The organism is Stenotrophomonas sp., assembly GCF_035634915.1.
Lineage (GTDB): Bacteria > Pseudomonadota > Gammaproteobacteria > Xanthomonadales > Xanthomonadaceae > Stenotrophomonas.
Genome location: NZ_DASQCB010000009.1, coordinates 38,057 through 63,300, shown reverse-complemented (window position 1 = coordinate 63,300; position 25,244 = coordinate 38,057). Strand labels below are relative to the sequence as shown.

Genomic DNA, 25,244 nt, shown 5'->3' with positions numbered 1-25,244 from the left:
GCCGTAATACAGGAGATCGACGATGAAGATGGTCATGGCGGTGATCAAGCCGTTCAAGCTCGACGACGTGCGCGAAGCGCTGGCCGAGCGTGGGGTTACCGGTATTACGGTGACCGAGGTGAAGGGTTTTGGCCGGCAGAAGGGCCATACCGAGCTGTACCGTGGCGCCGAATACGTGGTCGACTTCCTGCCGAAGGTAAAGCTGGAAGTAGCGGTGACCGACGACCAGGTGGAACTGGTGGTGGAAGCGATCGTGAAGGCGGCGGGCACCGGCAAGATTGGTGACGGCAAGGTGTTCGTGTACGACCTGGGCAGCGTGGTGCGTATCCGTACCGGTGAACTGGACGCGGACGCGCTGTAATCCGTTTTTGTAGAGCCGAGCCCACGCTCGGCTGCCGTTTCGCCGTTATGTAGAGTCGAGCCATGCTCGACTGCGTTTCGCGTGATGCAGGCAGAGCAGTCGAGCATGGCTCGACTCTACGCAAGCGCTTACCGCTGCTTCGCCCACTTGTAGAACCGCTTCCAGCCCTGGCGCACGGCGGCCACCCAGCCCGGGTCGGCGACCAGCGCGGCCTGCGCGGCGCTCGGCGCCTGGCCGGTGACGCGCTGGCGGATCTTCAGCAGGTTCTTCATGTCGCTGCGGCGCAGCTGACGGCTGATCGGATTGCGGCGCAGCCAGCGCGGGGCGCGCCACGCTGAAGTGAAATCCAGCAGCACCGGCACGCCACCGCTCACCACCACGTTGGTGCCGTGCAGATCGTTGTGGGTGATGCCGGCCGCGTGCAGGCGGCTGAGCGCGTGCTGCAGCTGGTCAAACACTTCATTGCCCACGGCCTGCGCGGTGCTCAGCGTCTGCCCGGGAATGAATTCCATGCCCAGGGCGAGGCCACCGAGGGTGCCGAGCAGGGCCGGTGCGTGCTTCCAGCCGCCCAGGCGCTGCAGGATGCGCGCTTCACGGCGCACCATCAGCCGGGCGATCAGCGAAACCGGGGTGCCGCGGTAGCGGGAATAGTCCTTCACCACCGCTGGACGGCCGTCCAGGCAGGTGCGGTAGACATCGGGGGCAAGGAAGCGATCGCCGCGCTTGAGCAGCAGCGGTGCCACGGCATCATCGCCGCAGGAAGGGGAGGGGGAAACAGAGGACGTCATGGCGGGGTCTCGGACGATCCGGTGGGCGGCGCTGAAGCGTCAAGCGAACCGGTACGACTGGGGGGAAGAGCTAAACTTTCGTTAAGCTAATTTTAGTACCGGCAAGTTTGCTAATCCACGTTTCGTCGGAGAAATGTCGGGGCCGTGGCTGGAACAGTTCGTCACGCCGGATCGGACAATGTCGTCTCACTTTGACGATTGGTCATTTTCAATCAATGGCTTGCCAGAAATATGAGGAGCAATGCGCTGTAAGAACGGCAGCAGTGCGTCGCGCATCTGGTCCAGCCCGGGCTGTTCGATGGGGAAGTGGCCGCACGCGTCCAGCAGGACCCGCTGCCTGGGGGCGGCCAGGCGCTCGAAGAAGCGATCGCTGATGGCCACTGGGGTCCAGTCGTCGCAGGCCGGGTGCAGCATCAGCACCGGGCAGCGCTGGAACTGCTCCGGTTCCAGCGCCGGGGCGGTGTCGAACAACGACGCCATCAGCCCCAGCGGCACGCGGTTGCCGCCGCCCAGCGGGTCGGCGCAGACCAGTGCGGTCAGGGCCGGGTCGCGCGACATGCGCTGCATGTGGGTGAACCAGCGCACCGGCAGGCGCAGGCCGCGGGTCAGGCGGCTGCAGGGACGCAGCGTGGGCAACAGGGCGCGCATCCACGGCCTGCGCACCAGCGCGGCCTGCACCACCGGGTCGCGCGGGTCGGCCAGGGTGGTCGCCACCAGGCCCCGCACCCACGGCGATTCGGCCGCCACGAGATAGGCCAGGTAGCCGCCGATACTGGCCCCCAGCAGCACGATCGGGCGCGGCCGTCGCCGGTGCTCGGCTTCGATCAATGCCAGCAGCGCCCGCTTCCATACGCTGTAGTCGATGGATGTCCACGGGGCCGCGCTCAGGCCATAGCCGGGCAGGTCCGGTGCCAGCACTTCATGCCCGGCCTTGGCCAACACGGCCGCCAGCGGCGCAAACATCCGGCCATAGCCGCCGGCGCCATGCACCAGCAGCACGGTCACGCCGGCGTCGGCCGAGCCGTGGCGGTCCAGGCGCACGCTGCCTCCGTTCCAGGCAAAGGCCTCGCTGCGCGGGTCGGCCGCCGGTTGGCCGGGGAAAAACGCCGCATAGCGGCCGCTGAGGGCGGGGTAGGGATCGAGGTCGCGGGCAGGCATCACGCCAGTGTAGGCCAGCCGTTCAGCGAGGTGATGCTGAACCGGGCGCACGGGCAACTTGACCGCGGCGCATCGGCTGCCGACCATAAGCTGTTAACCCGCGACATCGGCGGCCGCCCCCACCCGGCACGTCCCCGTCCCCTGCCGCGTCCCCCCTGGTGCAGGCCGCGCGGCCGCATCGTTCGTTTCCCTGTCCGGCGCCCGCTGGAGGAAAGTGTTTTGATCATCAAGATTGTCCTGGCAGCGCTGTTCGTGGCCTGCGTGCTGTACATCCATTACCGCGGCAAGGTCCGCGCGCGCTGGTCGCGCCAGTTGCTGGACCACTCCAGCTTCATGGCCCCGATCAACGTCATCATGTACCTGTTCTCGAAGGTGCCGACCACGCCGTTCCTGGACCCGGGCAAGGAGCTTCCGCAGCTGGAACCGCTGCGGCAGAACTGGCAGGTGATCCGCGACGAGGCGCTGGCCCTGCGTGACGCGCAGAAGATCGCCGCCTCCAGCAGCTACAACGATGCCGGCTTCAATTCGTTCTTCCGCCGTGGCTGGAAGCGCTTCTACCTGAAGTGGTACGGCCCGTCGCATCCGTCGGCCAAGGCCATGTGCCCGAAGACCGTGGCGCTGATCGAATCGATTCCCGACGTGCGCGCGGCGATGTTTGCGCAGCTGCCGCCGGGCAGCGAGCTGCGCCCGCACCGCGATCCGTTCGCCGGTTCGCTGCGCCTGCACCTGGGCTTGAGCACGCCCAACGACGATGGTTGCTACATCGTGGTGGACGGGGTGAAGAAGAGCTGGCGCGATGGCGAGTGGATGATGTTCGACGAGACCTACATCCACCACGCGCACAACGAAACCGACCAGGACCGCGTGATCCTGTTCTGCGATATCGCTCGCCCGCTGCGCTTCGGCCTGCCGGGCCTGTTCAATCGTGCGGTGGCGGCCACGCTGCTGGCCGGTGGCGCTTCGCCCAACCTGCCGGGTGACCCGACCGGTGGCGTCAACAAGGCCTTCGGTGGCCTGTACAAGGTGCGCCTGAAGGCCAAGGCCCTGCGCGAGCGCAGCGTGGTGGCCTACCAGGTGATCAAGTGGGGCCTGGTGGTGGCGGTGATTGCCGGTATCTGGGCGATCTGATCGCCGGTTTCACGGAAACGAAAAACCCGCGCTGTCGCCAGCGCGGGTTTTTTGTTGGGTAGGTGCCAACCTTGGTTGGCACGCTTTCCAATCAACCCTTCAATGCCGCCTGCACGAACGGCGGGGTCACCAGCACGCCGGTGTGCAGTGCGGCGGTGTAGTACAGGGTGTTGAAGGTCTTGGCAGCCGAATCGGCCTGGCGGAAGTCGAAGCCGCTCTCGCCCTTGCGCGCCATGGTCACGCTCCACCAGCCGGTGGGGTAGCACGGCTGCGGGAACGGCAGGGTCTTGAACGAGCCGAAGCCGGCCTTGCCCATCTCGGTGCGCATCTCGTTGATCAGCTCCAGCTGCATCAGCGGCGATTCGGACTGCTGCACCAGGATGCCGTCGTCCTTCAGGGCCTTGAAGCAGCTCTCGTAGAACGCCTTGTTGAACAGGCCTTCGCCGGGGCCGACCGGGTCGGTCGAATCGACGATCACCACGTCCACGCTGCCGGCCGGGCAGTTGGCCATGTAGGCCACGCCGTCGTCGAACAGCAGTTCGGCACGGGCGTCATCGTTGGAATCGCACAGTTCCGGGAAGTGCTTGCGCGCCATCACGGTGACCTGCTCGTCGATATCGCACTGGGTCACGCTCTCCACGCCCTTGTGCTTGAGCACTTCGCGCAGGGTGCCGCAGTCGCCGCCACCGATGATGACCACGCGCTTGGGCGCGGCGTGGGTGAACAGCACCGGGTGGCTGATCATCTCGTGGTAGAAGAAGTTGTCCTTGCTGGTCAGCATGATGGCCCCGTCGATGGTCATCAGGTTGCCCCAGTCGGTGGTCTGGAAGATCTCGATCTTCTGGAACGGCGACTGCACCTCGTCCAGCTTGCCGGTGATGCGGTAGCCGATGGCCGAGCCAGTGCGTTCGAAGTGTTCGATGTACCAGTTGCTGCTGTCAGTCATGGAGATACGGTCCTGTTCGGAGGGGATGGAGCCGGGCTGACGGCGGGGTGCCTCGCTTCCGGACGGATCGGCCCGTTCAGGTTCAGACCTGTCACGGGCGCGGGCGCGCATGATAACGAACCTGTGGGCATATAGGCGTTATCATGCCCCCCCTTTTATTGCCAACAAGGCCGACTGCAATGACCGATTGGTCCCTCGACCAAGCCCGCAAGACCTACTCGATCCCGCATTGGGCGGATGGTTATTTCGATGTGGATCAGGCCGGGCACATGGTGGTGAGACCGACCGGGGCAGACGGCCCGGTGGTGTCGCTGCCCAAGGTGGTGGACGCCGCACGTGCCGGCGGCGCCAAGCTGCCGCTGCTGGTGCGCTTCCCAGACATCCTCGGCCAGCGCCTGGGCAAGCTGCAGGCGGCCTTCGCCCAGGCCCAGCAGGACTGGGACTACCCGGGCGGCTACACCGCCGTGTACCCGATCAAGGTGAACCAGCACCGCGGCGTGGCCGGCACGCTGGCCAGCCACCACGGTGAAGGCTTCGGCCTGGAAGCGGGCAGCAAGCCCGAACTGATGGCCGTGCTGGCGCTGTCGCGCCCGGGTGGCCTGATCGTCTGCAATGGCTACAAGGACCGCGAATACATCCGCCTGGCCCTGATCGGCCGCAAGCTGGGCCTGCAGACCTTCATCGTCATCGAGAAGCCCTCCGAGCTGAAGCTGGTGCTGGAAGAATCCAAGGCGCTGGACGTGAAGCCGGGCCTCGGCGTGCGCATGCGCCTGGCCTCGCTGGGCGCCGGCAAGTGGCAGAACAGCGGTGGCGACAAGGCCAAGTTCGGCCTGTCCCCGCGCCAGCTGCTGGACCTGTGGAAATCGCTGCGCGATACCGAATACGCCGACTGCCTGAGCCTGCTGCACTTCCACATGGGGTCGCAGATTTCCAACGTGCGCGACATCGCCAACGGCATGCGCGAAGCCACCCGCTATTTCGTCGAGCTGTCACAGCTGGGCGCGAAGATCACACATGTGGACGTGGGCGGCGGCCTGGGCGTGGATTACGAAGGCACCCGTTCGCGCAGCTTCTGCTCGATCAATTACGGGCTCAATTCGTACGCCAGCAACATCGTGCAGCCGCTGGCCAATGCCTGCGAAGAACATGGCCTGGCCCCGCCGCGCATCGTCACCGAGTGCGGCCGCGCGATGACCGCGCACCACGCGGTGCTGATCGCCAACGTCTCTGAAGTGGAGCAGGCGCAGGAAGGCCGCGTGCCCGACCAGCACGACGATGAGCCGGCCTCGATCCGCCACCTGCGCGAGATCCACGAGGAACTGGATACGCGCCCGGCGGTGGAACTGTTCCAGGAAGCGCAGCATTTCCACGCCGAAGGCCTGGCCAGCTACGCGCTGGGCCAGATCGACCTGCCGCAGCGTGCGCGCATCGACGATCTGTTCTACGCCATCGCCCACGGCGTACGTGCGCGTCTGAGCTACGACGAAAAGAGCCACCGCCCGGCGCTGGATGAACTGAACGAGCGCCTGGTCGACAAGTATTTCGTCAACTTCAGCGTGTTCGAATCGATTCCCGATGCGTGGGCGATCGACCAGGTGTTCCCGATCGTGCCGATCGAACGCCTGAACGAGACCCCGGACCGCCGCGGCATCATCGCCGACATGACCTGCGATTCGGACGGCATGGTCAAGACCTATGTCGAGAACGAGAGCCTGGACACGTCGCTGCCGCTGCACGCGATCAAGCACGGCGAAAGCTACCGCATCGGCTTCTTCATGGTCGGTGCCTACCAGGAAATCCTGGGCGACATCCACAACCTGTTCGGCGATACCGACGCCGTGGAAGTGGTGGCCGATGCCGATGGCTACGCGATCACCCAGCAGCGCCGCGGTGACACCACCGACGTGATGCTGGACTACGTGGGCTACAGGCTGGACGAGCTGCGTGCGGCCTATGCCCAGCGCGTGGCCGCGGCCGCGCTGTCACCGGAACGTGCGCAGGAGCTGTCCGAAGCGCTGGAAGCAGGCCTGACCGGCTACACCTACCTGTCCGACGAACCGCTGGTGTGATGTTCATGGGAACGCTGGGCATGGCCCGGTGCTGCCTGATCTGATGAGCGCGCGCGCGATCTTCCACCTGTTCCTGCATGCCGCCGTGCCAGCCCTGCTGGCATGGCTGTTCTGGCGCAGGCGTTTTGCCTCGGCCTGGCTGTTGTTGCTGCTGGGCTGGATCATCGACCTGGACCATCTGCTGGCCGACCCGATCTACGCGCCGAACCGCTGCAGCATCGGCTTCCACCCGCTGCACACCGCACCGGCGATTGCGGTGTATGCCGGGCTGTGCGTGCCGAAGAAAACGCGGCTGGTGGGTGTCGGCCTGATGGTGCACATCGTGCTGGACGCCATCGACTGCTGGTGGATGCACCACCGCTGAGCTTTGGTAGATGCCGACCTTGGTCGGCACGGCGTGTCGACCAAGGTCGACACCTACCGGGCGTGGGCAGACCTTGGTCGGCATGGCGTGTCGACCAAGGTCGACACCTGCCGGGCGTGGGCGGGGCGCGCACAACGGCAGGTCACCCCATCGGCAACCACACCGTTGCCTGCAGCCCCGGCTCCGCGTTCTCCAGCACCAGGCGCCCGCCGTAGCTGGTGGCGATGTCTCCCACAATCGCCAGGCCCAGCCCGCTGCTGCCTTCGCGCTCATCCAGGCGCACGCCACGACGGGTGACCTCTGCAAGGGCCTCAGTGGCCAGCCCCGGGCCGTCGTCGCGTACATCCACGCGCAGTTGCCCTTGGTCACTCATCGCGCTGATCGTCACCCGCTGCCGTGCCCACTTGCCGGCGTTGTCCAGCAGATTGCCCAGCATTTCCTCCAGGTCCGCACGCGCACCGGCAAACTGCAATGCCGGGTCGATGCCTTCGGCAGTGAACCCAACGCCGCGCTCGCCATGCACGCGCGCCATCAGCCCGCACAGGGCCTGCGCGACGGCGGCCACGTTGGTGCGCTGGCGATGGTCGGCCGCCAGGCCTACCGCCAGATGACGGTCGACACTGGCCTGCATGCGCGCGCCCTGTTCGCGCACGGTCGTCCGCCATGCCGTCCCGTCACCATCGGCCTCGGCGGCCAGCACGCTCAGTGGCGTTTTCAGGGCATGGGCCAGGTCTTCGGCACTGGTGCGTGCGCGTGCCACCATGCGTTGCTGGTGTTCCAGCAAGGCGTTGAGCTCCTCACCGAGAGGCACGATCTCGCTGCCCAGGCCAGCGGTGTCGATACGTTGGGCCTGGCCGCGGCGCACGCGTTCCAGCTGCGTGGCCAGGCGCCGCAGCGGGCGCAGGCCGAACTGCACCTGGGTTGCCAGTACCGCCAGCCAGACCGCCACCAGCACCCCCAGCGCAAGCGCGCTGCGCTGGCGGAACGCGGCGACGTCGGTATCCAGTGCGCTGCGGTCGGTGGCCACGGTTACTCGATATACCTCGCTGGCGCGCGGCAGGCGCACCTGCTGTACACGCGCGCGCAGCGCCTGCTGCAGCGGACCGGGCAGGTTGCGGCTGGCTTCAACGGCCGCCGCAGCCGGCAGGGTTTCATCCCACAGCGAGCGCGACTGCAGCAGCACCTGGCCGTGGCCGTCGGTGATCTGCCAATACGCACCGGAAAACACCCGCTGGAAGCGCGCGTCGTTGGGTTCCTGGCGCAGCTGCAGGCGGCCGTCGGGCGTGGTTTCCATCTGCGCGACCAGGGTCAGCAGGTCCTGTTGCAGCTCGTGGTCCAGGCGGTCGCGCGCGCTGCGCTTGTACAGTTCGCCCAGCAACGCACTGGCCAGCAGCGAAACCACCAGCAGGCCGAGGCCGCCGGCCAGCAGCAGGCGACGGCGCAGCGAAGGTTGCCCGCTCACGGCGCGGCCAGCCGCCAGCCCTGGCCACGCACGGTCTGGATCAGGTCGTTGCCCAGCTTGCGGCGTACGCGCCCGAGCAGCACGTCCAGCGCGTTCGAATCCGGGTCCAGCCCACCCTCGAACACCTGTTCGCCCAGACGGTCGCGGCCGATCACCTGGCCGCTGTGGTGGATGAAGCAGCTCAGCAGGCGGAACTCCTGCGGGCTGAGCGCCAGCGCCTGGCCATCCAGTTCGAAGCGGCCGGCGTTGACGTCCAGCTGCAGCGGGCCGCACTGCAGGCGCGGGCTGGCGTGGCCGTGGCTGCGGCGGATGAGCGCGCGCAGGCGCAGCACCAGTTCGTCGGCCTGGAAGGGCTTGGTGAGGTAATCGTCGGCGCCGGCATCGAAGCCGGCCAGCTTGTCGTGCCAGCGCCCGCGTGCGGTCAGCACCAGCACCGGGAAACTGCGGCCATTGGCGCGCCAACGCTCGATGACGCTGAGGCCATCCAGCCCGGGCAGTCCGAGATCGACGATGGCGGCCTGCAGATCCTCGATCTGGCCGATCTCTTCGGCCTGGCGGCCATCGGCCACGATCTGCACGACGTAGCCAGCCTGTTCCAGCAGCGGCTGCAGGCGCTGTGCCAGCGCCGCGTCGTCCTCGGCCAGCAGGATGCGCATCAGTCGTCCAGCTCCGTCTTCAGCAGCTTGCCGGTGCGCGCATCATAGTCCAGCTCTACCACCAGGCCGTCGGCGCGCAGGATCTCGACCTCGTACACGCCATCGTCCAGTTCCACTTCGAGCAGTTGCCCGGCGTGGCGTTTCAGTGCATCACGCACCACGCTCTCCAGCGGCACATAGCGGCCCTGCTGCACCGCGCGGCGCGCCACCTGCTGTTCCGGGTCCTGGCTGGGCCCGGCGGCCACGGGGGCGCTGGCCAGGGCCAGCAGCAGGGACAGGGCAGGGAAGACGTTCACGGCGTGATGCGAAGGCTGGAGAGCGGGAGCTGGCGCGAGTGTGCCAGCGTTGGCTAACCATCGACTAACAGGCGCGGCTAAGGGCCTGTTAGGCAGCGTGGGCAAGCTGGTGTTGCCGGGCTGGTCCGGCCCCAACAGGAGAACCCCCATGCTGAAGTCCCTCGCCCTGGCCACCGTGGCCGCACTCGCCCTGGCCCCCGCCGCACAGGCCGCCCCGCTGGGCATCGCCCAGGTGGAACAGACCCTGCGCAAGGCCGGCTACACCCAGATTCACGAGATCGAGCGCGATGACGGCGTGTGGGAGGCCGACGTCAGCCGCGCCGATGGCCGTTTCAGCGAGGTCTACGTGGACCCCAAGACCGGTGAGATCTTCGATGAGCACAACGGTCGCGCGCTGCTGGGCACCGAGCAGGTGCTGGCCAAGGCACAGGCCCACGGCCTGCGCGAGATCCATTCGCTGGAACGCGATGGTGCAACCTGGTCGCTGGAAGCGCGCAATGCCCGCAACCAGAAGGTGGAAGTGCGCCTGAGCGGCTATGACGGCCGCATTCTGCACAGCGAGCGGGATGGCTGGCTGGATTGACCGGGCGTTGGTAGCTGCCGACCTTGGTCGGCAGAGCGTGTCGACCCAGGTCGACACCTGCCGGGTTGTTGGCTTACCAGCCGTACGGCGGCGGGTAATCCCAGTAACCCGGGCCACCGCCGTAGTAGCCACCGCCGTAGGGGCCGAAGAAGCCCGGGCCCTTGCCTTCGCTGACGTGGATGTTGAGGTTGACCCCGCGGGTCTTGCCCTCATCGGTGGTGTAGTTCTTGCTGAGGTTCAGCGTGGCGGCGTTGTAGTGGCTGTTGCCGTAGCCCTTGGAATAGCCGATGCCGGTGGTGAAGCTGCCGGATACCTTGACCTTGTCGTCGGTCACATCGGCGATCCTGGCGTCATCGTGCACACGCGGGCCGCTCTTGTCACCGTAATAGGTGCCCGGCGGGTCCTGCTGCACGGTCGGGTCGTTCAGATAGCGCATGGGCGCCTGCGGCACGGACAGGTCCAGGCCGTCGGCCTGCGGCGCGGTGGCGCCGGCGGCGGACTGGGCCAGGGCCGTCCCGGGCAGGCAGGCCAGGCAGAGCAGCAGGGGCAGGGGGCGGATCATCGCGACGCTCCAACAGGCAGGGACCGCGGCAAGCGCGGCGGGACAGGCCGACGCTAACAGGCGCTGTTTGAATGATGCCTGTCGCCGGGCCGTAGAGTCGAGCGACCGCCGCACTTGTAGAGTCGAGCCATGCTCGACTGCGGTTGGCAGAAGCAGTCGAGCAAGCTCGACTCTACCAAGGTTTCAGGCGCAGTCGAGCATGGCTCGCCTCTACGAGACCCGTTCGAACCCGAATAGTTCCTGCAGCGGGTGCCGCCGCCGCTCGATGCGCGCCCGCAGCAGCCCCGCACCGATCATCGAATAGGTGATGCCGTTGCCGCCGTAGGCCATCGCCAGCTGCACGCGCGGCCCCCACTGCGGGTGCGGGCCGAAGAACGGCAGGCCGTCGGCGGTCTCGGCAAAGGTGCCGCCCCAGGAAAATGCGGGGGTCGGGTCCAGCTGCGGGAACCAGTGCTGCAGCTGCTTCATCAGCTGCCTGGCCTTGCCCTGCACGCGCCGGTCGCGCCGCGCCGGGATGTCGATGGCATCATCCAGACCGCCCACCAGCAGCCGACCCTCGCCGGTGGCGCGCAGGTACAGGTAGGGGCGGGCGCTTTCCCACACCATCGTGCGCTGCAGCGGGCCCAGCACCCCGGCGTCGATGGGGTCGGTGATGAAGGCATAACTGCTGCGATTGCGGGCCACCCGCTGTTTGATCCAGTGCTGGTTGGCATAGCCCATGGCCAGCACCACGTGCCTGGCGTGGATCGTCGCGCCGGCCTCGGTACGGGCGACCACCCCACGCGCACCCGACTGCAGGGCCTGCAGCACGGTGCGGTCATGCACGGTGCCACCACGACGCTGCACCCGCTGCAGCAGGCCGTAGGTGAGCCGATACGGATCGACCCGTGCGGCCTGGCGGGTCAGCAGCGCACCGCCGCCGTCCACGCCGAAGCGCGCCTGCAGATCCTCCCGGCCCAGCCAGCGTGCATCCAGCCCGGCCTGGCGGCGTGCGGCACCCTCGGCCATCAGCACCGGCACGTCACGGTGGCGGCTGGCCAGGTACAGGCTGTCCATGCGCTTGAAGTCGACATCCTTCAGCCCGCGCGCCACCTGGCCCAGGGCCGGGATGGCCTCGGCGCAGGCGCGGTAGGCCGCTTCCGCGGCTTCGTTGCCGTACTGGCGGGCCAGATCCAGCAGGTGGGTGTCGATCTCGTACTGCAGCAGGGCGGTGCTGGCGGCGGTGCTGCCCCAGCCGATGTCACGCTGTTCAATCACCGCGACGTGGTGGCCATGGCCGGCCAGTTCGTGGGCGATCAGGGCGCCGGTGACGCCGCCGCCCACCACCAGCACCTCGCAGCGCAGGTCCTGCTGCAGCGGCGGGAAGGCATGGACCAGGCCATTGCGCACCGCCCACCACGGGTAACCGCTCTTCAGGTCCATGCGCAGGGCTCAGGCGGTGGGGTTGCCGGTGTGGGGGGTATGGATCAGTTCGGACAGATCGAAGCCCTGCTGCTGGGCCGTGGCCAGATAATGGTCGCGCACGGTGGCATCCAGCCGCGGTTCGCGGGCCAGCAGCCACAGGTATTTCCGATCCGGGCTGCCGACTAGGGCAACGCTGTAGTCCGGTGCCACCTGGATCACCCAGTAGTCGCCCTTGGTGAAGGGCAGCCAGCGCAGACCCTTGGGCAGGAAGCTCACGGCCAGGCGCGCGCTGTCATTGTCCACGGGGCTGGCTTCGCCGATGGCGTCTTCGACCTCGCCGTCCATGCGGCAGCGGTTGTGAACCTGCACGTTGCCGTTGTCCAGCAGCTGGTAGTGGGCTGATACGTCGGTGCAGCCTTCCGGCTCGTGACGCATGGGCAGGCGTGCGATCTCGTACCAGGTGCCCAGGTAGCGGGGCAGCTTGAGGTCGGCAACGGTCTTCAACGGCGGTTGGTCGGTCATGGACAGGCGGGTTGGGAACGGACCCCCACCATGCCGTCGTGCTCGCCATGGGCAGGTGAAGCCGGGGCGAGGGCTGCGTCCAGAACATTGCGTCGCCCGCGCGGCGTGCCAGCTGTCACCGGCGCGGCGCTATCCTTGCGCCAGCGCCGGGTTTTTCCCCTACAAGCGAAGTGGAGGTGCCGATGTACCAGGTGATCCTGTTGAAGAGTGAAAGCGCGTTTGCCCGCGAGCAGTGGCCGCAGGTGGACGATGTGGTCGATTACGAGGGCGTCAGCTACAGCCTGCGCGCGGGCCCGCGCCAGCCATTGCCGACCGACCACGACTGGCACCCCATCGCCGTGTACGCGCCCGATGAGATCAGCGAAGAGGAATTCCAGGACTGGTATGCATTGCAGCAGCCACAGGTGGAAGAGCTGCGGTTGAAGTACTGAGGGCGCGGGTAGAGTCGACCGTTGGTCGACTGCTCTTTGCGCGGTGCCGGGCATTCCGTCAGTCGAGCAAGCTCGACTGCTTTTCTCGTGGTGCCAGATATCACGCCAGTCGAGCAAGCTCGACTCTACGCGGGCGTGACCCGCCGTGCCGTATAGTCGCGCGCAGGCGCGGTGGTCCGCGCGAACCGGTGTGGCTGGCTTGCTTTCCTTCTTCAGAACGATCCTGGTGCGTGGCCCCTCGATGGCGCTGCTGCTGTGCGGGGCACTGCTGCTGGCCGCGCCGGTGCTGGCCCAGGATGACGACCCGACGCCGAAGCAGCAGCTGGCCCAGTTCGATGCCAGCCTGAAGGAGGTGGAGCGCAAGCGCGACGCCGCCGAGGCCACTGAAACGCTGGCGATGCTGTCCGAGACCGCATCGCAGGTGCGCCGCGATGCCGAGGCGCTGGACAAGAGCCTGCAGCCGCAGCTGGACCAGTTGAACGAGCAGCTGACCCAGCTTGGCCCAGCACCCGATGGCACCACCGAGCTGCCCGAACTGGCAACACAGCGCCGCAACCTGACCCGCCAGCGCGATGCGCTGGCCTCGTCCATCGCCCAGGCCAAGGCCAGCGGCGTGCGCGCCGGCCAGCTGGCCAGCGATATCGACAAGCAGCGCAACGCACAGCGCACCGAGGAACTGGGCCAGAAGGTCGATTCGCCGTTGTCGCCCGCGCTGTGGCGCAAGGTGGCAAAACAGCTGCCGGTGGACATCGCCCGTGTCACCCCGCTGGCCGCGCAGGGCCGCGATGCCCTGGCTGCCGCGCTGCGCAAGGAGGGCTGGAGCACGCCACTGCTGGGCCTGCTGGCCGCGCTCATCATGATGTTCCCGCTGCGGCTGTGGCTGCGCGCGCTGGGCCGGCGGTTCGCGGCCTCCGAGCGTGCGCCCGATGGACGCCTGCGCCGCTCGGGCCTGGCCATGTGGCTGTTGCTGGTCGGCACCCTGCTGCCGGGCTATGCGATGGTGGTGTTCATCGCCTCGCTCAACGCCATTGGTGGCATCGCCCCGCGCCTGCAGACCGTGGCCGAAGGCGTGCAGCAGGCGACCTTCGCCGCGGCCTTCATCGCCGCGCTCAGTGCCTGCCTGCTGGTACCCACGCGGCCCTCGTGGCGCCTGTTGAACCTGGATGACACTGCCGCACTGAAGCTGCGCAAGTACGCCTGGGGCGCTGCGGCACTGGCCTGGCTGAGCACGGTGCTGGTGGCCATCGACCGCGCCACGCGTACCAGCGACGTCACCACGGTGGCGCTGGACGGTGTGATCGCACTGACCTATCTCGGCCTGATCATGGCGATGCTGGTGACCCTGGCGCGCCTGCACCGGCGGCAGACGGCAGAAGCTGAAGCCAAGCTGGAGGCGCAGGCAGACGGTATGGGTGCGGCGGTGCCGGTGCGGCGCAGCAGCTGGCTGGTGCTGGCGCGGGTGGCGGGCAACATCGCGGTCACCGCCGCCATCATCGCCACCCTGCTGGGCTACGTGAACTTCGCCAAGTTCGTGAACCAGCAGCTGATCGGCGGCAGCATCGTGGTGCTGGCGGCGATGCTGCTGTTCAAGTTCGTCGATGACCTCTGCACCTGGCTGCTCAACGCCGACAGCAGGGTCGGCCAGACCATCCTGCTGAGTACCGGTCTGAGCGTGTCACGGCTGGAACAGGCGGGCGTGCTGCTGTCAGCGGTACTGCGTACGTTTGTCGTGCTGATTGCGCTGCTGGCGCTGCTCGCTCCCTTCGGCAACATCGGTTCGGTTGTCGAGCGCGTGGGTTCGCTGGCCAGCGGCATCGCCATCGGCAACATCACCCTGAAACCGGCGCGCATCGCTATCGCGCTGCTGGTGGTGATGGTGGGCCTGGCCGTGGTGCAGCTGCTGCAGCGCTGGTTGACCGACACGTATCTGCCAAAGACCGAGCTGGACCTGGGCGCGCGTAATTCGATCAGCATGATCACGCGTTACGTCGGCATCATCCTGGTGGGCCTGTGGGCGCTGACCGCGATGGGCCTGGACATGAAGAACCTGGCGCTGCTGGCCAGCGCCCTGTCGGTGGGTATTGGTTTTGGCCTGCAGGCGATCATCCAGAACTTCGTCTCCGGCCTGATCCTGCTGGCCGAGCGGCCAGTGAAGATTGGCGACTGGGTGAAGCTGGGGGACCAGGAAGGCGACATCCGACGGATCAACGTGCGTTCGACCGAGATCCAGGTGGGCGACAAGTCGACGCTGATCGTGCCGAACTCGGAGCTGATCACCAAGACCATCCGCAACATGACGATGGGCAACAACCAGGGCCGGATCCAGATCCAGTTCGCGGTGCCCACCAGTACCGATGTGGCGGGCCTGCGGCAGGCGTTGCTGGATGCCTATGCCGCGCACCAGGCGGTATTGAAGCAGCCGGCGCCGTCGGTGTTCATTGACAGCATTGCCGGTGGCCAGATCACCTTCAACAGTTTCGCGTACGTGGCGAGCCCGCGGCAGGTGTATGGCACGCGCAGTGATCTGTATTTCAGCCTGCTGCAGATCCTGGCCGAGCGGGAAATCCCGCTGTCGACCCCGACGGACATCCACCTGGTACGCGACACCCCGCCGGAATAGGTGGGGTTTTTGCAGGGCTTGCAGCCCTGCACCTGCAGAATCAACGTCAACGTCAAAAGCGGGCTATCCGCAGGATGGCGGGGTGGGTCCGGTTGAGGGGGACGCCGTAAACCCATCCATGGGGGCTTGGTCGCGGCATCCATGCCGCTCACACCCCCTCAACCGGACCCACCTCGCCTTCGACAGTTGGCCGCGATCTGTCAGTACGGCGTTCTGCTCTGGTGGGTGTCGACCTTGGTCGACACGGGGGCGGCTTTGGTAGGTGTCGACCTTGGTCGACACGGATGAATTCATTCGATATCTGACAGATGTGTCGACCAAGGTCGACACCTACCAACAGCCGCACAGTCGCAGTTGCCAACAGCCGCGTGCGGCGCCATCCCACGGAATGCCCGCTTTTGACGTTGCCGTTGCCGTGAGCAGGTGCAGGGCTGCAAGCCCTGCAAAAGAACACCCTTTACCCCCGCGGTCGCACGCGCGAGGGCACCAGGGCGAAGGTATCCACCGCCAGCTTCTCGGCATGGTTCAACCACGCGCGGATCTCCAGATCATCCACCTCGTGGTCCAAACCGAAGGAGACGTTGATCTTGCCGTCAGCATCGGGCTGCACCCACTGCTGCGCCAGCACCACCTTGCGCTGCGAGGATACCGCTTCGATCCAGAAGCCACGGTCCGGGCGCTGGCTCGCGACCAGCTCCAGCATGTACTGGCCGGCACGGGTACGGCGGCCCTTCTGGGTGATCATGTGCGCCTGGCGCACGCTCGGGCGCGGCCCCTGGAACGATTCCAGCGGTGCATCCACTGCGATGCCGCCCCGCAGGTCGTCATCGCGGAACAGTTTGATGCCGTTGTCGCGGTTCACCAGCAGCGCGCACCAGTCGCCGTCGGCCGAGCCATCCTCGAACGCCGTGCAGCGGTCCACGTAGGCCAGGGTGTTGTCCGGGTCGGCATCGTCGAACTGGCGCGAGGTGTTTTCCAGATACACCGACTTCAGGCCCCAGTCCTTGTCGTACTCCAGCAGCACCGGTGGCTGCACATGCTGCAGGCCGACCACCACCTGGTCATCGCCATCGATCTTCAGTTCGCGGGTCGGCTCGCCCAGCCACAGCGAGCGGGCGAAGGCGAGGTACTGCGGATAATCGCGGCCGCCATCGCGCTGGGTGGCCACGCTGGCGCTGGGCGCGCGCTGGGTGTCGATCAGCGAGCGGCCGAAACCCATCGTCTTCAACTGCGGGTCCAGCAGGCTGAGCAGGGTCGCGCCCGAATCCAGCGTGGTGCCTGCGTCGGCGGTCAGCTGGCGCGGGGCAATGCCATCGCCGAGGAACAGCAGCAGGTTCTCGCGCTTCTGCTTTGTGAGGATATCGGTGAGATCGTTGGGCATCGCCAGGTGGTCCGAGGCGATCACGATCAGCGTGTCCTTGCCGTAGGGGCTGGCCTGGATGCGCTGCACCAGCTGCGAGATCAGCCGGTCGCTGCACTTCAGCGCGTTGAGCATGTTGATGTTGCCGTACCTGCTTTCATAACGCTGGCCCTTGCACGCCACCGGCAGATGGCCGGCGGGGTGGTGGGTATCCATGGTCAGCGTGGTCAGCATGAAGGGCTCGCCCTTGCGCGAGAGCTGTTCGAAGCGCTGGTAGGCGGTGTCCAGCAGCACGTCGTCGTGCACGCCCCACGGCGAGTAATGCACGCGGCCGATCTTCCTCTGCTGCTTGAACCAGTCCAGGTCGTGCACTTCGTCAAAGCCGTGGCTGGCCAGGAACTGGCCCTTGCCGGCGAAGCGGCCGCTGGCGCCACCCAGGTAATGGTTGGTGTAGCCCTGCTGCTTCAGGTAGTCGCCCAGGCACACGGCCTTGGGCAGGAAGCTGCCCATGCGGTCCATGCTGTTTTCATCGCCCTGCGAGGTGGTCAGCGGCACGCCGCACATCGACGACACCAGGCCGGCGATGGTCCAGCCGCTGCCTTCGGCCGAGGCCAGCCCGCGCACGTCCAGCGACTGGCTGGCCAAGCGGTTGATGTTGGGCATCAGGCCCGGGAACACGTTTTCGTCCAGGTAGGTGCGTTCCAGGCTTTCGCCGTAGATCCAGACGATGTTGCGCGGGCGCTGAAGCGGCTGCGTCGGCACCTGGTACTCGGGGGCGATGCGGGCGAAATCGACCGGGCGCAGCTGCTGGTACAGGCGCTGGCCATCACGTGCCAGCGGGCTGATCATGATCGTGGCGATCCACACCACCGCAAAGCCGGCGAACCATGCGCCGCCATGGCCCGGGCGGCGCCAGCGCTTGACCCGTGTGGCAGACAGCGGCAGCAGCGATACCAGGATCAGTGCGACGTAACCGGCGATGTAGCCCTTGAAATCGGCGATGCCGGCGCCTTCCATGTCGGCGCCCAGGTGATAGAGCGTGGCGGCATTGAGGCCGTCGCCGGACAGCTTGTCGATCAACCACCACGTGCTGAGGCAGAGCAGCAGCAGCGAGAACGTGCTCGCCTTCCACCACACCCACTTATCGGAGGCGAGGAACAGCCAGGCCAACAGCAACAGCGACAGCAGCAGGATCCAGAGCATAAGCGGCTTCGGCAGTGACGGGAGGTGGTGATGGACGTCGTACCGACGCGTGTCCATCCGACCAGCGCTGCCTCAAGCACACATGCATGACAGGCTGATGACCCGATAGTGCATGTACGAACCTGACTGAAATGTTTGTTTGTTACATGAGGTGAAATCGCGCGCTGCAGGTAAAACCTACGTGAAAGCCACTACGCGATTTCATTAAAAACTCGCGTGACGTCCCGCTTCTTCAACGATGCCCGCGCTCCTCGCGCGCACGTGCGCGCCGATCGAACAGCAGGGCACTGGTCACGATGCCCAGCCCCAGTACGACGCCGATCAGCATCAGGAACAGGGCAATGGCGGGGTAGCCGAAGAGATGCCAGCCGGTCTCCAGTTTCATCATCAGCGATGCAGCCATGATGAGTGCAGCACTGATGATGCCGGCGGCGACGCGGTTGGCGATCTTCTGCAGGTTCTCCATCAACCGCGATTCTTCCAGCCCGGTCACCTTCATCTGCAGGCGGTTCTCGGCCAGCAGCGCCATGATGTCGGTCAGCTTGCGCGGCCCGTCACGCAGCAGCTGCTGCAGCTCCATGGCCTCGCTGGCCAGATTGGCCGCCGACAGCGATTTCTTCAGCCGCGCACGCATCACATGCTGCAGCTGGCGTTCGACGATGCGGCGCGTATCCAGATCCGGTGCCAGCAGGCGGCAGACGGTTTCCAGGTTCAGCAGCGCCTTGCCGACCAGGCTCAGTTCCGGCGGCGTGCGCAGGCCGGACGCGGTGGCGATGCGCACCATGTCCAGCACCACGCGGCCTTCGGAGAAGCTGCCGCTGGCCGCGTACCGCGCGATCAGCTGGCCGGTCTCGCGCAGGTAGCGCTCCTCGTCGAAGGCTTCCAGCCGCGTGCTGATGCTGATCAGGTCGTCGGCCACTTCCTCGCCGCGGCCATCGACGGCGGCAAACAGGATCTTCAGCAGGCGCTCGCGCAGGCGCGGTGGCATGTGCGCGACCATGCCCAGGTCGAAGATCGCCAGGCGGCCATCGGGCGTCACCCGCAGGTTGCCCGGGTGTGGATCGGCATGGATCTCGCCATGCACGAAGATCTGGTCCAGGTAGCCACGGATCAGCGCCGCGGCCAGCGGGTCCATCGCCTGTTCGGTGCGGCGCACCTCGGGAATGGCATCCACGCGCACGCCGGAGGCCAGCTCCATGGTCAGCACGCGCTGGCTGCAGTAGTCCCACAGCGGCTGCGGTACCCACAGGCGGCGGAACGGCTTGAGGTGGCGGCCGAAGCGCGCCAGGTTCTCGGCCTCGGCCTGGTAATCCAGCTCCTGCATGAGGGTCTTGGCGAACTCATTGAGCCAGTCGCGCAGGCGCACGCGGCGGCCAACCTGGGTCAGGTGGTCGGCGGCCAGTGCGAAGCTGCGCAGCGCTTCCAGGTCTGAACGCAGCTGCGCGGCCACTTCAGGCTTCTGCACCTTTACTGCCACCTGGCGGCCGTCATGCAGCACCGCCCGGTGCACCTGGGCGATCGATGCGCAGCCCAGCGGTTCCGGATCGAACGAGGCGAACAGCTTGTTCACCCCGGTACCCAGTTCCTGTTCGACGATGGCGTGGATGCGCTCGACCGGAATAGGCGCGACGTTCTCCTGCATGCGCTCCAGCGCGGTGGCGAACTCCGCTGGCACCATGTCCGGGCGCGTGGAGAGCATCTGCCCCAGCTTCACGAAGGTCGGCCCCAGCGCTTCGAGGTCGCTGACGAACTGTTCCGGGTTGCCGTCGGCGGGCACATCGGTGTGGCTGCCGGCCGCATCCAGGTTCATGCCGGAAAACACACCGGAATGGCGGTAGCGCATCAGCAGGCGCAGGATCTGGCTGCGCCGGTTCATGCCCGTGACCAGCGGAGGATTGGCCGTGGCGGTGGACGGATTGCTCAAGCGGAACTCCTCGGGGCGGTGCGCTGCTCTGGTAGCGCCGGGCCATGCCCGGCGGACATGCCCGGCAGAAGCGGGACCCTGCCAGTGTCCCTGCTGTGCGGTAGGCACGCGGTGAACCCGCTTCCGCAGCGGGCACCGGATCGGTCAGAATCCGTCCATTCCCTCTTTGGATCCACCATGGCCGGTGCCAGCCTGTTTGCCCTGCTCGACGATATCGCCACCCTGCTCGACGATGTCTCGATCCTCACCAAGGTGGCGGCGAAGAAAACCGCCGGCGTCCTGGGCGACGATCTGGCGCTGAACGCGCAGCAGGTGACCGGCGTCAATGCCAACCGTGAACTGCCGGTGGTGTGGGCGGTGGCCAAGGGGTCGCTGGTCAACAAGGTGATCCTGGTGCCGGCGGCGCTGGCGATCAGCGCGCTCGAAGCCTGGCTGCACAGCCGTGGCTGGAACGTGCCGCTGATCGTGCCGCTGATGATGATCGGCGGCGCCTTCCTGTGCTTTGAAGGCGTGGAGAAGCTGGCGCACCGCTTCCTGCACTCGGCCGACGAGGACGCCGAGCACCAGGCCGAGCGGCGCAAGGCACTGGCCGATGCGCAGGTGGACATGGTGGCGTGGGAAAAAGACAAGGTGAAGGGCGCCATCCGCACCGATTTCATCCTCTCGGCCGAGATCATCGTGCTGACCCTGGGCGTGGTCGCCACGGCGGCGTTCACCCAGCAGCTTCTGACCCTTTCGGTGGTGGCCGTGGCGATGACGGTGTTCGTCTACGGGCTGGTGGCCGGCATCGTGAAGCTGGACGACGTGGGCCTGTATCTGTCGCGCAAGGGCGGGGCGGTAGCGGCGTTCGGTCGTGGCCTGGTGGTGTCCGCGCCGTGGCTGATGAAGTTCCTGTCGGTGGCCGGCACCATCGCCATGTTCCTGGTCGGTGGCGGCATCCTTGTGCACAACGTGCCGGCATTGCATCACGCGGTGCAGGCACTGGGTGGCGAAGGGCAGTGGGGCTGGCTGATCAGCGCGGCCGCGAACATGGTGGTCGGCATCGTTGCCGGTGCGATCGTGCTGGCCGCGGTGACCGGCATCCAGAAGCTGCGCGGGAAGTAAGCGGCGGCGCACTTCCCGGTAGAGGCCGACCTTGGTCGGCGGTTTCATGCCATGGGTGCCAACCAAGGTTGGCATCTACCAAAGCGTGCTCCTGCCAAAGCGTGCTCCGGTGTGGTGCGGGATTACCCCGCCTGCACCCGGTTCTTGCCCTGCCGTTTGGCCGCATACAGCGCCTCATCGGCGCGCCGCAGCAGGGCTTCGGCATCATCGCCCGGCTGCCACTGCGCCAGGCCGGCGCTGAAGTGCACCGGCACGCGCTGGTTCTGCACGGTCAGCACGCGGTGCGCCAGCGAACGCTGCAGGCGCTGCACGGTGGCCATGCTGTCGGCACCCGGGGTTTCCGGCAGCACCAGCACGAATTCGTCACCGCCGAGGCGGGCGATGCCATCGGTGGCGCGCAGCAGCAGGCGGCAGATCGATACCAGGTGCTGCAGCAGCGCATCGCCGCCGGCATGGCCATGGGTATCGTTGGTCTGGTGGAAGTCATCCAGATCGATCACCGCCAGGCCCAATGGCGTGTTGTTGCGCGTTGCACGGGCCAGCTCACGCTGCAGCATCTCGTCCAGGCCACGCCGGTTCAGCGCCTGGGTCAGCGGATCGATGCGGGCCAGGTCGCCTGCTTCGCGCAGCTCCTGTTCCAGTTCGGTGATGCGCTGCTCGGCTCGCTCCACTTCCTGCCGGGCACTGGCCAGGTGGTCGCGGGCCTGCGCGGCCTGCTGCTGCACCTTGCCGGTGTCATGCATCACGTCCTGCAGCAGCTGGTTGAGGTCTGCAATGCTGCGCGCCTCGCGCAGCTGCAGGGCATAACTGCCGATGCGGTCGTGGTACTCCCCGGTGCTGGCGGCCATGCCGTCCATGCGTTCGATGAACTCGCCCATCAACCCGCGCATGGCCGCCTTGGAATCGTCGATGCCCTGGCGCAGCAGCCCTTGCTTGTAGATCACTTCGCGCAGTTCGGCGCGGGTACGCTCCACCGCATCGGCTTCCAGCGGCCCGGCCAGCAGCTGGCGCACCGCCGCGATCTGGCCCTGCAGCCAGCTGCGGTCATCCAGCAGCTCGCTGACGTTTTCCAGCAACAGCGCGAACAGTTCCAGCAGCAGGGCCTGCTGCTCCTGCCAGCTCTCCGCGCGCACGCCCACCTGATGGCCCAGCTCGCGCACCCCCTGTTCGATGGGGTCCAGCGCGGCACCGGGCTGCCACTGCCGCAGCTGCGTGGCCAGCGCCTGGGCCTGCCCGCGCAGATCCGGGTCGTGCTGCAGCAGCGATGCCACTGCACCGCCCAGCAGCAGCCGCAGCTGTTCGGACAGGCGCAGGCTGTCGGGCTGGCCATCGGGTGAATGTTGTTCGATGGTGCGGATGTACTTGTCGATCAGCTGGCGCATCGCCCGGCCGTAGCGTGGCCAATCGGCCGTGGCCTGCGCCGACTGCAGGCGGTCACCCATGTCGCCCAGCTCGCCCGGCAGCGTGGCCATGCCATTGGCGAAGGCCGCCAGCAGCGGTTCGGGGGTATCGGCGCCGGCAAACAACTGCTGCAGGGCCACGGCGGTGCCACCCTGCAGGACCACTCGGTCGCCGCGCCCATCGTCGGGCACGGCACGCACGCGCGCCAGCGGTCCCAGGGCAGTGCCGGGGGCAGGGCGGTGGTCTGGCTGGTCCGTCATCGGGAAAATCCTGGGGCTGGCAGGGGCTGGTGACAGCATATCGGCGCGCCCGCCGACGCCTTGAACGGCTACGATGGCCGACAGGATGCCGCAGTGGAGGTGGGGATGCGCGTGATGCTGCTCGGGGCGACCGGCCTGGTGGGCGGGCTGGCCCTGCCGATGCTGCTGGACGAGCCGCTGTGCCGCGCGGTGGTGGCCCCCACCCGGCGCGCACTGGGCCTGAGCCATCCAAAGCTGCATGCGCCGGTGCTGCCGTTCGATGCCCTGCCCGAGGGCCCCGACTGGGCCCAGGTGGATGCGGTGATCTGCGCGCTGGGCAGCACGATGGCCCAGGCGGGCAGCCGCGAGGCCTTCTACCGCATCGACCACGATTACCCGCTGGCATTCGCCCGGATGGCCCGCACCCAGGGGGCACGCGCCTTCGTGCTGAATTCGGCGGCCGGGGCCAGCGCGGACTCGGCCTTCTTCTACAACCGGGTGAAGGGTGAGCTGGAGCGCGATCTGCGCGCACTGGACTTTGCCTCGCTCACCCTGGTGCGGCCGGGCCTGATTGGTGGGCAGCGGCAGCAGGTGCGCCGTGGCGAGCACTTCGCCCTCCAGGTAGCGGGTGTGCTCGGGCCGGTGCTGCCACGGGCATGGCGGATCAACCCGGCCAGCCGCATTGCCAGGGCACTGGTGGACGCGGCGCTGGCGCCGCCGCCCGGCGAGCACGTGGTGGCATCGGGCGCACTGGTCGGCTGATGTCGCGCGCAGTACGCCTCACCCAACTGCTGCAGTTGCTGCGCCGGTACCGCCGACCGGTGGCCGGGCAGGCCCTGGCCGACGCGCTCGACATCAGCCTGCGTACGCTGTACCGCGATATCGAGACCCTGCGGGCGCAGGGCGCCGACCTGCGCGGCGAGGCCGGGGTGGGGTACCAGCTGGTGCCTGGCGACGTGTTGCCACCGATGACACTGCCACCGGCCGAGGTCGATGCGCTGGTACTGGGCCTGCGCTGGGTAGCCGCACGCACCGAGCCGGCCCTGGCGGACGCTGCGCGTGATGCGCTGGCGCGCATCGCACACGTGCTGCCCGCCGCACGCCGTGAGGCGCTGCGCGACAGTGGCCTGCGCGTGGGGCCTTCGCGTAACGCGGCCAAGGTGCCGCCGGCACGCCTGCAGACGGTGCGTGAAGCGGTGGGCGCACAGCAGCGGCTGCGGTTCGCCTATGAAGATGTGCAGGGCCGGCGCACCGAGCGCGTGGTCTGGCCGTTCGCACTGGGCTACTTCGATGAAGTGCAGGTGCTGGCGGCATGGTGCGAGGCCCGCGAGGACTTCCGCCATTTCCGCCTGGACCGCATCCGCCAGCTACGCACGCTGGCCGAGGGCTATGGCGTGCCACGCGCCACGTTGCTGCGCCGATGGCAGAAGGCGCAGGGCATCGCCCCGGATTGGCTGGACCGTTCGTGAGGTGGGCAACGGCGGCGGTAGAGTCGACTGTCAGTGGACTATCGCGCGCAGCGCGGGATTTTCCGGCCAGAGCAGTCGACTGACAGTCGACTCTACCAAGGCGACGGTGCGACGCTGCTGACAGGATCTGTCAGCAGGGCCGTACCACCATGGGCACTCCCAACAACGGAGGTTGTCCATGTTCAAGCCCAGTACCCTGCTGCAGTACGTGCGCGATGTCGCCAGCAGTGCCACGTTCTACAGCGCCATCCTCGGCACCGCGCCGGTCGAGCAGTCGCCCGGCTTCGCCCTGTTCCTGCTCGGTGATGGCGCGGCCCTGGGCCTGTGGCAGCGCGATGGCGTGCTGCCGCCGGTCACCGCGCAGGCCGGCGCCGCCGAGCTGGCGATGGTGGTTGCCGATCCCGCTGAAGTGCAGCACCTGCATGATGCGTGGTGCGCACTGGGGGTACAAATCACCCAGGCACCGGTCACCCTGGAATTCGGCCACACCTTCGTGGGTGTCGATCCCGATGGTCATCGGCTGCGCGTGTACAGCCGCGCGGAAAACCGGGTGGCGCGCGAGTGAGCAGAGGGGGACCACACCCGGTTTCTGTATGTGCGTCACGTTGAGGGATTTTCCTACGGATTTCCAGGAATTTTCCTGCGGTTCCCTCACCTTTCCGCCGAAGGTTCCATGCTAGTTTCTGCCCATCGACACTGCAGCGGGGTAACTCCAGCGTGGCTACCACCTTCCCCCGTCCCGGGCGCGCCCGGGGCAGCCGTGGGATACGTATCCCCGGGGCGACACGGTCCGCCGCCGTCCCGCTCCTGGTTTCCCTGTTCCTTCTGACATCTGCGACAGGATGTTCCGCCATGAATGACTCCGGACAGCAAGCCTCCCGTTTCCACGAACAGCAGTCCACGGCTGCGGGCAAGGCCCAGCTCGGCCAGTGGGCAGGCCCCGGCAGCGTACTGGCCGAGGCGGTGCAGCAGCTTCGCGCGAAGGGCTTTGACTGCCAGCCCTCGCAGCCGCAGGCGCCCACCATCAAGGCCGCTTTCTACTGCAGCCTGCAATCGCCACCGCCGCTGCCGGCAGACCAGCGGGTTACCGCGCCGCCCACGCCGGTGCACTGGATCGTGACGCTGGAATCGGAAGATGGCGTGCGTGTGCAGCACCTCGATGTGTCCCGTACGCCTGCCCATCTGGGAGATTGA

At 67.2% G+C, this 25,244-nt stretch carries 24 protein-coding genes; 12 read left to right on the top strand and 12 right to left on the bottom strand.

Annotation, left to right across the window (positions count from 1 at the left end; all coding sequences use genetic code 11):
- The first annotated feature begins 22 nt into the window (after window positions 1-22).
- Complete coding sequence (locus tag VER16_RS06550) at window positions 23-361, top strand: P-II family nitrogen regulator (RefSeq protein ID WP_079223976.1); 339 nt, start codon at window positions 23-25, stop codon at window positions 359-361.
- A 128-nt stretch (window positions 362-489) separates the two neighbouring features.
- Here the strand turns inward: VER16_RS06550 and VER16_RS06545 are convergent, their stop codons facing one another.
- Window positions 490-1,149 carry an RIO1 family regulatory kinase/ATPase gene (locus VER16_RS06545; RefSeq protein WP_324806457.1) on the bottom strand — a complete coding sequence of 220 codons (660 nt, stop codon included), beginning with the start codon at window positions 1,147-1,149 and terminating at the stop codon, window positions 490-492.
- Window positions 1,150-1,335: 186 nt separating this feature from the next.
- Window positions 1,336-2,307 (bottom strand): alpha/beta hydrolase, encoded by a 972-nt coding sequence (locus tag VER16_RS06540; RefSeq protein WP_324806455.1) that lies wholly within the window; start codon window positions 2,305-2,307, stop codon window positions 1,336-1,338.
- A 222-nt stretch (window positions 2,308-2,529) separates the two neighbouring features.
- On the opposite strand from VER16_RS06540, the gene VER16_RS06535 reads away from it, so the two are divergent.
- Window positions 2,530-3,435: an aspartyl/asparaginyl beta-hydroxylase domain-containing protein gene (locus VER16_RS06535; RefSeq protein ID WP_324806919.1), complete on the top strand. Its 906-nt coding sequence runs from the start codon at window positions 2,530-2,532 to the stop codon at window positions 3,433-3,435.
- A gap of 91 nt (window positions 3,436-3,526) precedes the next feature.
- Here the strand turns inward: VER16_RS06535 and speE are convergent, their stop codons facing one another.
- Entirely contained in the window at window positions 3,527-4,381 is an 855-nt protein-coding gene (gene speE, locus VER16_RS06530) for a polyamine aminopropyltransferase (RefSeq protein ID WP_324806454.1), read from the bottom strand.
- Window positions 4,382-4,560: 179 nt separating this feature from the next.
- Here speE and speA point away from each other — a divergent pair, with 179 nt between their 5' ends.
- Both speA and VER16_RS06520 read left to right on the top strand, forming a co-directional pair.
- Complete coding sequence (gene speA / locus VER16_RS06525) at window positions 4,561-6,450, top strand: arginine decarboxylase (RefSeq protein WP_324806452.1); 1,890 nt, start codon at window positions 4,561-4,563, stop codon at window positions 6,448-6,450.
- Window positions 6,451-6,493: 43 nt separating this feature from the next.
- The gene (locus VER16_RS06520; protein WP_324806451.1) at window positions 6,494-6,814 is read left to right on the top strand and encodes a DUF6122 family protein; all 321 of its coding nucleotides are present in this window, start codon (window positions 6,494-6,496) and stop codon (window positions 6,812-6,814) included.
- 142 nt (window positions 6,815-6,956) lie between these two features.
- Here the strand turns inward: VER16_RS06520 and VER16_RS06515 are convergent, their stop codons facing one another.
- Genes VER16_RS06515 through VER16_RS06505 form a run of 3 tightly spaced genes read right to left on the bottom strand, consistent with a single transcriptional unit; the run spans window position 6,957 to window position 9,228 of the window.
- The gene (locus tag VER16_RS06515) at window positions 6,957-8,276 is read right to left on the bottom strand and encodes a sensor histidine kinase (RefSeq protein WP_324806449.1); all 1,320 of its coding nucleotides are present in this window, start codon (window positions 8,274-8,276) and stop codon (window positions 6,957-6,959) included.
- The gene (locus tag VER16_RS06510) at window positions 8,273-8,932 is read right to left on the bottom strand and encodes a response regulator transcription factor (RefSeq protein WP_324806447.1); all 660 of its coding nucleotides are present in this window, start codon (window positions 8,930-8,932) and stop codon (window positions 8,273-8,275) included. The genes VER16_RS06515 and VER16_RS06510 overlap by 4 nt, the downstream gene beginning before the upstream one ends.
- The gene (locus VER16_RS06505) at window positions 8,932-9,228 is read right to left on the bottom strand and encodes a PepSY domain-containing protein (RefSeq protein ID WP_324806445.1); all 297 of its coding nucleotides are present in this window, start codon (window positions 9,226-9,228) and stop codon (window positions 8,932-8,934) included. The genes VER16_RS06510 and VER16_RS06505 overlap by 1 nt, the downstream gene beginning before the upstream one ends.
- A gap of 148 nt (window positions 9,229-9,376) precedes the next feature.
- Here VER16_RS06505 and VER16_RS06500 point away from each other — a divergent pair, with 148 nt between their 5' ends.
- Entirely contained in the window at window positions 9,377-9,811 is a 435-nt protein-coding gene (locus VER16_RS06500; RefSeq protein WP_324806444.1) for a PepSY domain-containing protein, read from the top strand.
- A 73-nt stretch (window positions 9,812-9,884) separates the two neighbouring features.
- Here VER16_RS06500 and VER16_RS06495 read toward each other — a convergent pair whose 3' ends face one another.
- The 3 genes from VER16_RS06495 to VER16_RS06485 form a co-directional block, all read right to left on the bottom strand.
- Complete coding sequence (locus VER16_RS06495; protein ID WP_324806443.1) at window positions 9,885-10,373, bottom strand: hypothetical protein; 489 nt, start codon at window positions 10,371-10,373, stop codon at window positions 9,885-9,887.
- Window positions 10,374-10,583: 210 nt separating this feature from the next.
- On the bottom strand, window positions 10,584-11,795 hold the full coding sequence (locus VER16_RS06490; RefSeq protein ID WP_324806441.1) for an FAD-dependent oxidoreductase: 1,212 nt from the start codon (window positions 11,793-11,795) through the stop codon (window positions 10,584-10,586).
- 9 nt (window positions 11,796-11,804) lie between these two features.
- Entirely contained in the window at window positions 11,805-12,299 is a 495-nt protein-coding gene (locus VER16_RS06485) for a lipocalin family protein (protein ID WP_324806439.1), read from the bottom strand.
- A gap of 182 nt (window positions 12,300-12,481) precedes the next feature.
- Between VER16_RS06485 and VER16_RS06480 the strand changes: the two genes are divergently transcribed.
- Window positions 12,482-12,730, top strand: coding sequence for a hypothetical protein (locus VER16_RS06480; protein WP_313437170.1), 249 nt, complete (start codon window positions 12,482-12,484; stop codon window positions 12,728-12,730).
- Window positions 12,731-12,971: 241 nt separating this feature from the next.
- Entirely contained in the window at window positions 12,972-15,350 is a 2,379-nt protein-coding gene (locus VER16_RS06475; RefSeq protein WP_324806916.1) for a DUF3772 domain-containing protein, read from the top strand.
- Between the two features lie 457 nt (window positions 15,351-15,807).
- On the opposite strand, the gene VER16_RS06470 is transcribed toward VER16_RS06475, so the two are convergent.
- Window positions 15,808-17,913, bottom strand: a complete 2,106-nt coding sequence (locus VER16_RS06470) for a phosphoglycerol transferase I (RefSeq protein WP_324806436.1) — start codon at window positions 17,911-17,913, stop codon at window positions 15,808-15,810.
- A 232-nt stretch (window positions 17,914-18,145) separates the two neighbouring features.
- Window positions 18,146-19,789 (bottom strand): ABC1 kinase family protein, encoded by a 1,644-nt coding sequence (locus VER16_RS06465; RefSeq protein WP_324806915.1) that lies wholly within the window; start codon window positions 19,787-19,789, stop codon window positions 18,146-18,148.
- A gap of 225 nt (window positions 19,790-20,014) precedes the next feature.
- Here VER16_RS06465 and VER16_RS06460 point away from each other — a divergent pair, with 225 nt between their 5' ends.
- Window positions 20,015-20,941 carry a DUF808 domain-containing protein gene (locus VER16_RS06460; RefSeq protein ID WP_324806434.1) on the top strand — a complete coding sequence of 309 codons (927 nt, stop codon included), beginning with the start codon at window positions 20,015-20,017 and terminating at the stop codon, window positions 20,939-20,941.
- Between the two features lie 122 nt (window positions 20,942-21,063).
- Here VER16_RS06460 and VER16_RS06455 read toward each other — a convergent pair whose 3' ends face one another.
- On the bottom strand, window positions 21,064-22,602 hold the full coding sequence (locus VER16_RS06455) for a diguanylate cyclase domain-containing protein (RefSeq protein WP_324806432.1): 1,539 nt from the start codon (window positions 22,600-22,602) through the stop codon (window positions 21,064-21,066).
- Between the two features lie 105 nt (window positions 22,603-22,707).
- On the opposite strand from VER16_RS06455, the gene VER16_RS06450 reads away from it, so the two are divergent.
- The 4 genes from VER16_RS06450 to VER16_RS06435 all read left to right on the top strand — a co-directional run bounded on the left by VER16_RS06450 (window position 22,708) and on the right by VER16_RS06435 (window position 25,244).
- Window positions 22,708-23,343, top strand: coding sequence for an NAD-dependent dehydratase (locus VER16_RS06450; RefSeq protein ID WP_324806430.1), 636 nt, complete (start codon window positions 22,708-22,710; stop codon window positions 23,341-23,343).
- Window positions 23,343-24,050, top strand: a complete 708-nt coding sequence (locus VER16_RS06445) for a YafY family protein (protein ID WP_324806428.1) — start codon at window positions 23,343-23,345, stop codon at window positions 24,048-24,050. Before VER16_RS06450 ends, VER16_RS06445 begins: the two co-directional genes overlap by 1 nt.
- A gap of 178 nt (window positions 24,051-24,228) precedes the next feature.
- Window positions 24,229-24,615, top strand: a complete 387-nt coding sequence (locus VER16_RS06440; RefSeq protein WP_324806426.1) for a VOC family protein — start codon at window positions 24,229-24,231, stop codon at window positions 24,613-24,615.
- A gap of 287 nt (window positions 24,616-24,902) precedes the next feature.
- Window positions 24,903-25,244, top strand: coding sequence for a hypothetical protein (locus tag VER16_RS06435; protein WP_324806424.1), 342 nt, complete (start codon window positions 24,903-24,905; stop codon window positions 25,242-25,244).

Coding starts and splice junctions, on each gene's coding strand:
- VER16_RS06550 (WP_079223976.1), top strand. CDS start 23: ATGAAGATGGTCATGGCGGTGATCAAGCCGTTCAAGCTCGACGACGTG.
- VER16_RS06470 (WP_324806436.1), bottom strand. CDS start 17,913: ATGCTCTGGATCCTGCTGCTGTCGCTGTTGCTGTTGGCCTGGCTGTTC.
- VER16_RS06540 (WP_324806455.1), bottom strand. CDS start 2,307: ATGCCTGCCCGCGACCTCGATCCCTACCCCGCCCTCAGCGGCCGCTAT.
- VER16_RS06510 (WP_324806447.1), bottom strand. CDS start 8,932: ATGCGCATCCTGCTGGCCGAGGACGACGCGGCGCTGGCACAGCGCCTG.
- VER16_RS06440 (WP_324806426.1), top strand. CDS start 24,229: ATGTTCAAGCCCAGTACCCTGCTGCAGTACGTGCGCGATGTCGCCAGC.
- VER16_RS06445 (WP_324806428.1), top strand. CDS start 23,343: ATGTCGCGCGCAGTACGCCTCACCCAACTGCTGCAGTTGCTGCGCCGG.
- VER16_RS06455 (WP_324806432.1), bottom strand. CDS start 22,602: ATGACGGACCAGCCAGACCACCGCCCTGCCCCCGGCACTGCCCTGGGA.
- speA (WP_324806452.1), top strand. CDS start 4,561: ATGACCGATTGGTCCCTCGACCAAGCCCGCAAGACCTACTCGATCCCG.
- VER16_RS06460 (WP_324806434.1), top strand. CDS start 20,015: ATGGCCGGTGCCAGCCTGTTTGCCCTGCTCGACGATATCGCCACCCTG.
- VER16_RS06450 (WP_324806430.1), top strand. CDS start 22,708: ATGCGCGTGATGCTGCTCGGGGCGACCGGCCTGGTGGGCGGGCTGGCC.
- speE (WP_324806454.1), bottom strand. CDS start 4,381: ATGACTGACAGCAGCAACTGGTACATCGAACACTTCGAACGCACTGGC.
- VER16_RS06495 (WP_324806443.1), bottom strand. CDS start 10,373: ATGATCCGCCCCCTGCCCCTGCTGCTCTGCCTGGCCTGCCTGCCCGGG.
- VER16_RS06490 (WP_324806441.1), bottom strand. CDS start 11,795: ATGGACCTGAAGAGCGGTTACCCGTGGTGGGCGGTGCGCAATGGCCTG.
- VER16_RS06520 (WP_324806451.1), top strand. CDS start 6,494: ATGAGCGCGCGCGCGATCTTCCACCTGTTCCTGCATGCCGCCGTGCCA.
- VER16_RS06485 (WP_324806439.1), bottom strand. CDS start 12,299: ATGACCGACCAACCGCCGTTGAAGACCGTTGCCGACCTCAAGCTGCCC.
- VER16_RS06500 (WP_324806444.1), top strand. CDS start 9,377: ATGCTGAAGTCCCTCGCCCTGGCCACCGTGGCCGCACTCGCCCTGGCC.
- VER16_RS06465 (WP_324806915.1), bottom strand. CDS start 19,789: ATGAACCGGCGCAGCCAGATCCTGCGCCTGCTGATGCGCTACCGCCAT.
- VER16_RS06545 (WP_324806457.1), bottom strand. CDS start 1,149: ATGACGTCCTCTGTTTCCCCCTCCCCTTCCTGCGGCGATGATGCCGTG.
- VER16_RS06435 (WP_324806424.1), top strand. CDS start 24,903: ATGAATGACTCCGGACAGCAAGCCTCCCGTTTCCACGAACAGCAGTCC.
- VER16_RS06480 (WP_313437170.1), top strand. CDS start 12,482: ATGTACCAGGTGATCCTGTTGAAGAGTGAAAGCGCGTTTGCCCGCGAG.
- VER16_RS06475 (WP_324806916.1), top strand. CDS start 12,972: ATGGCGCTGCTGCTGTGCGGGGCACTGCTGCTGGCCGCGCCGGTGCTG.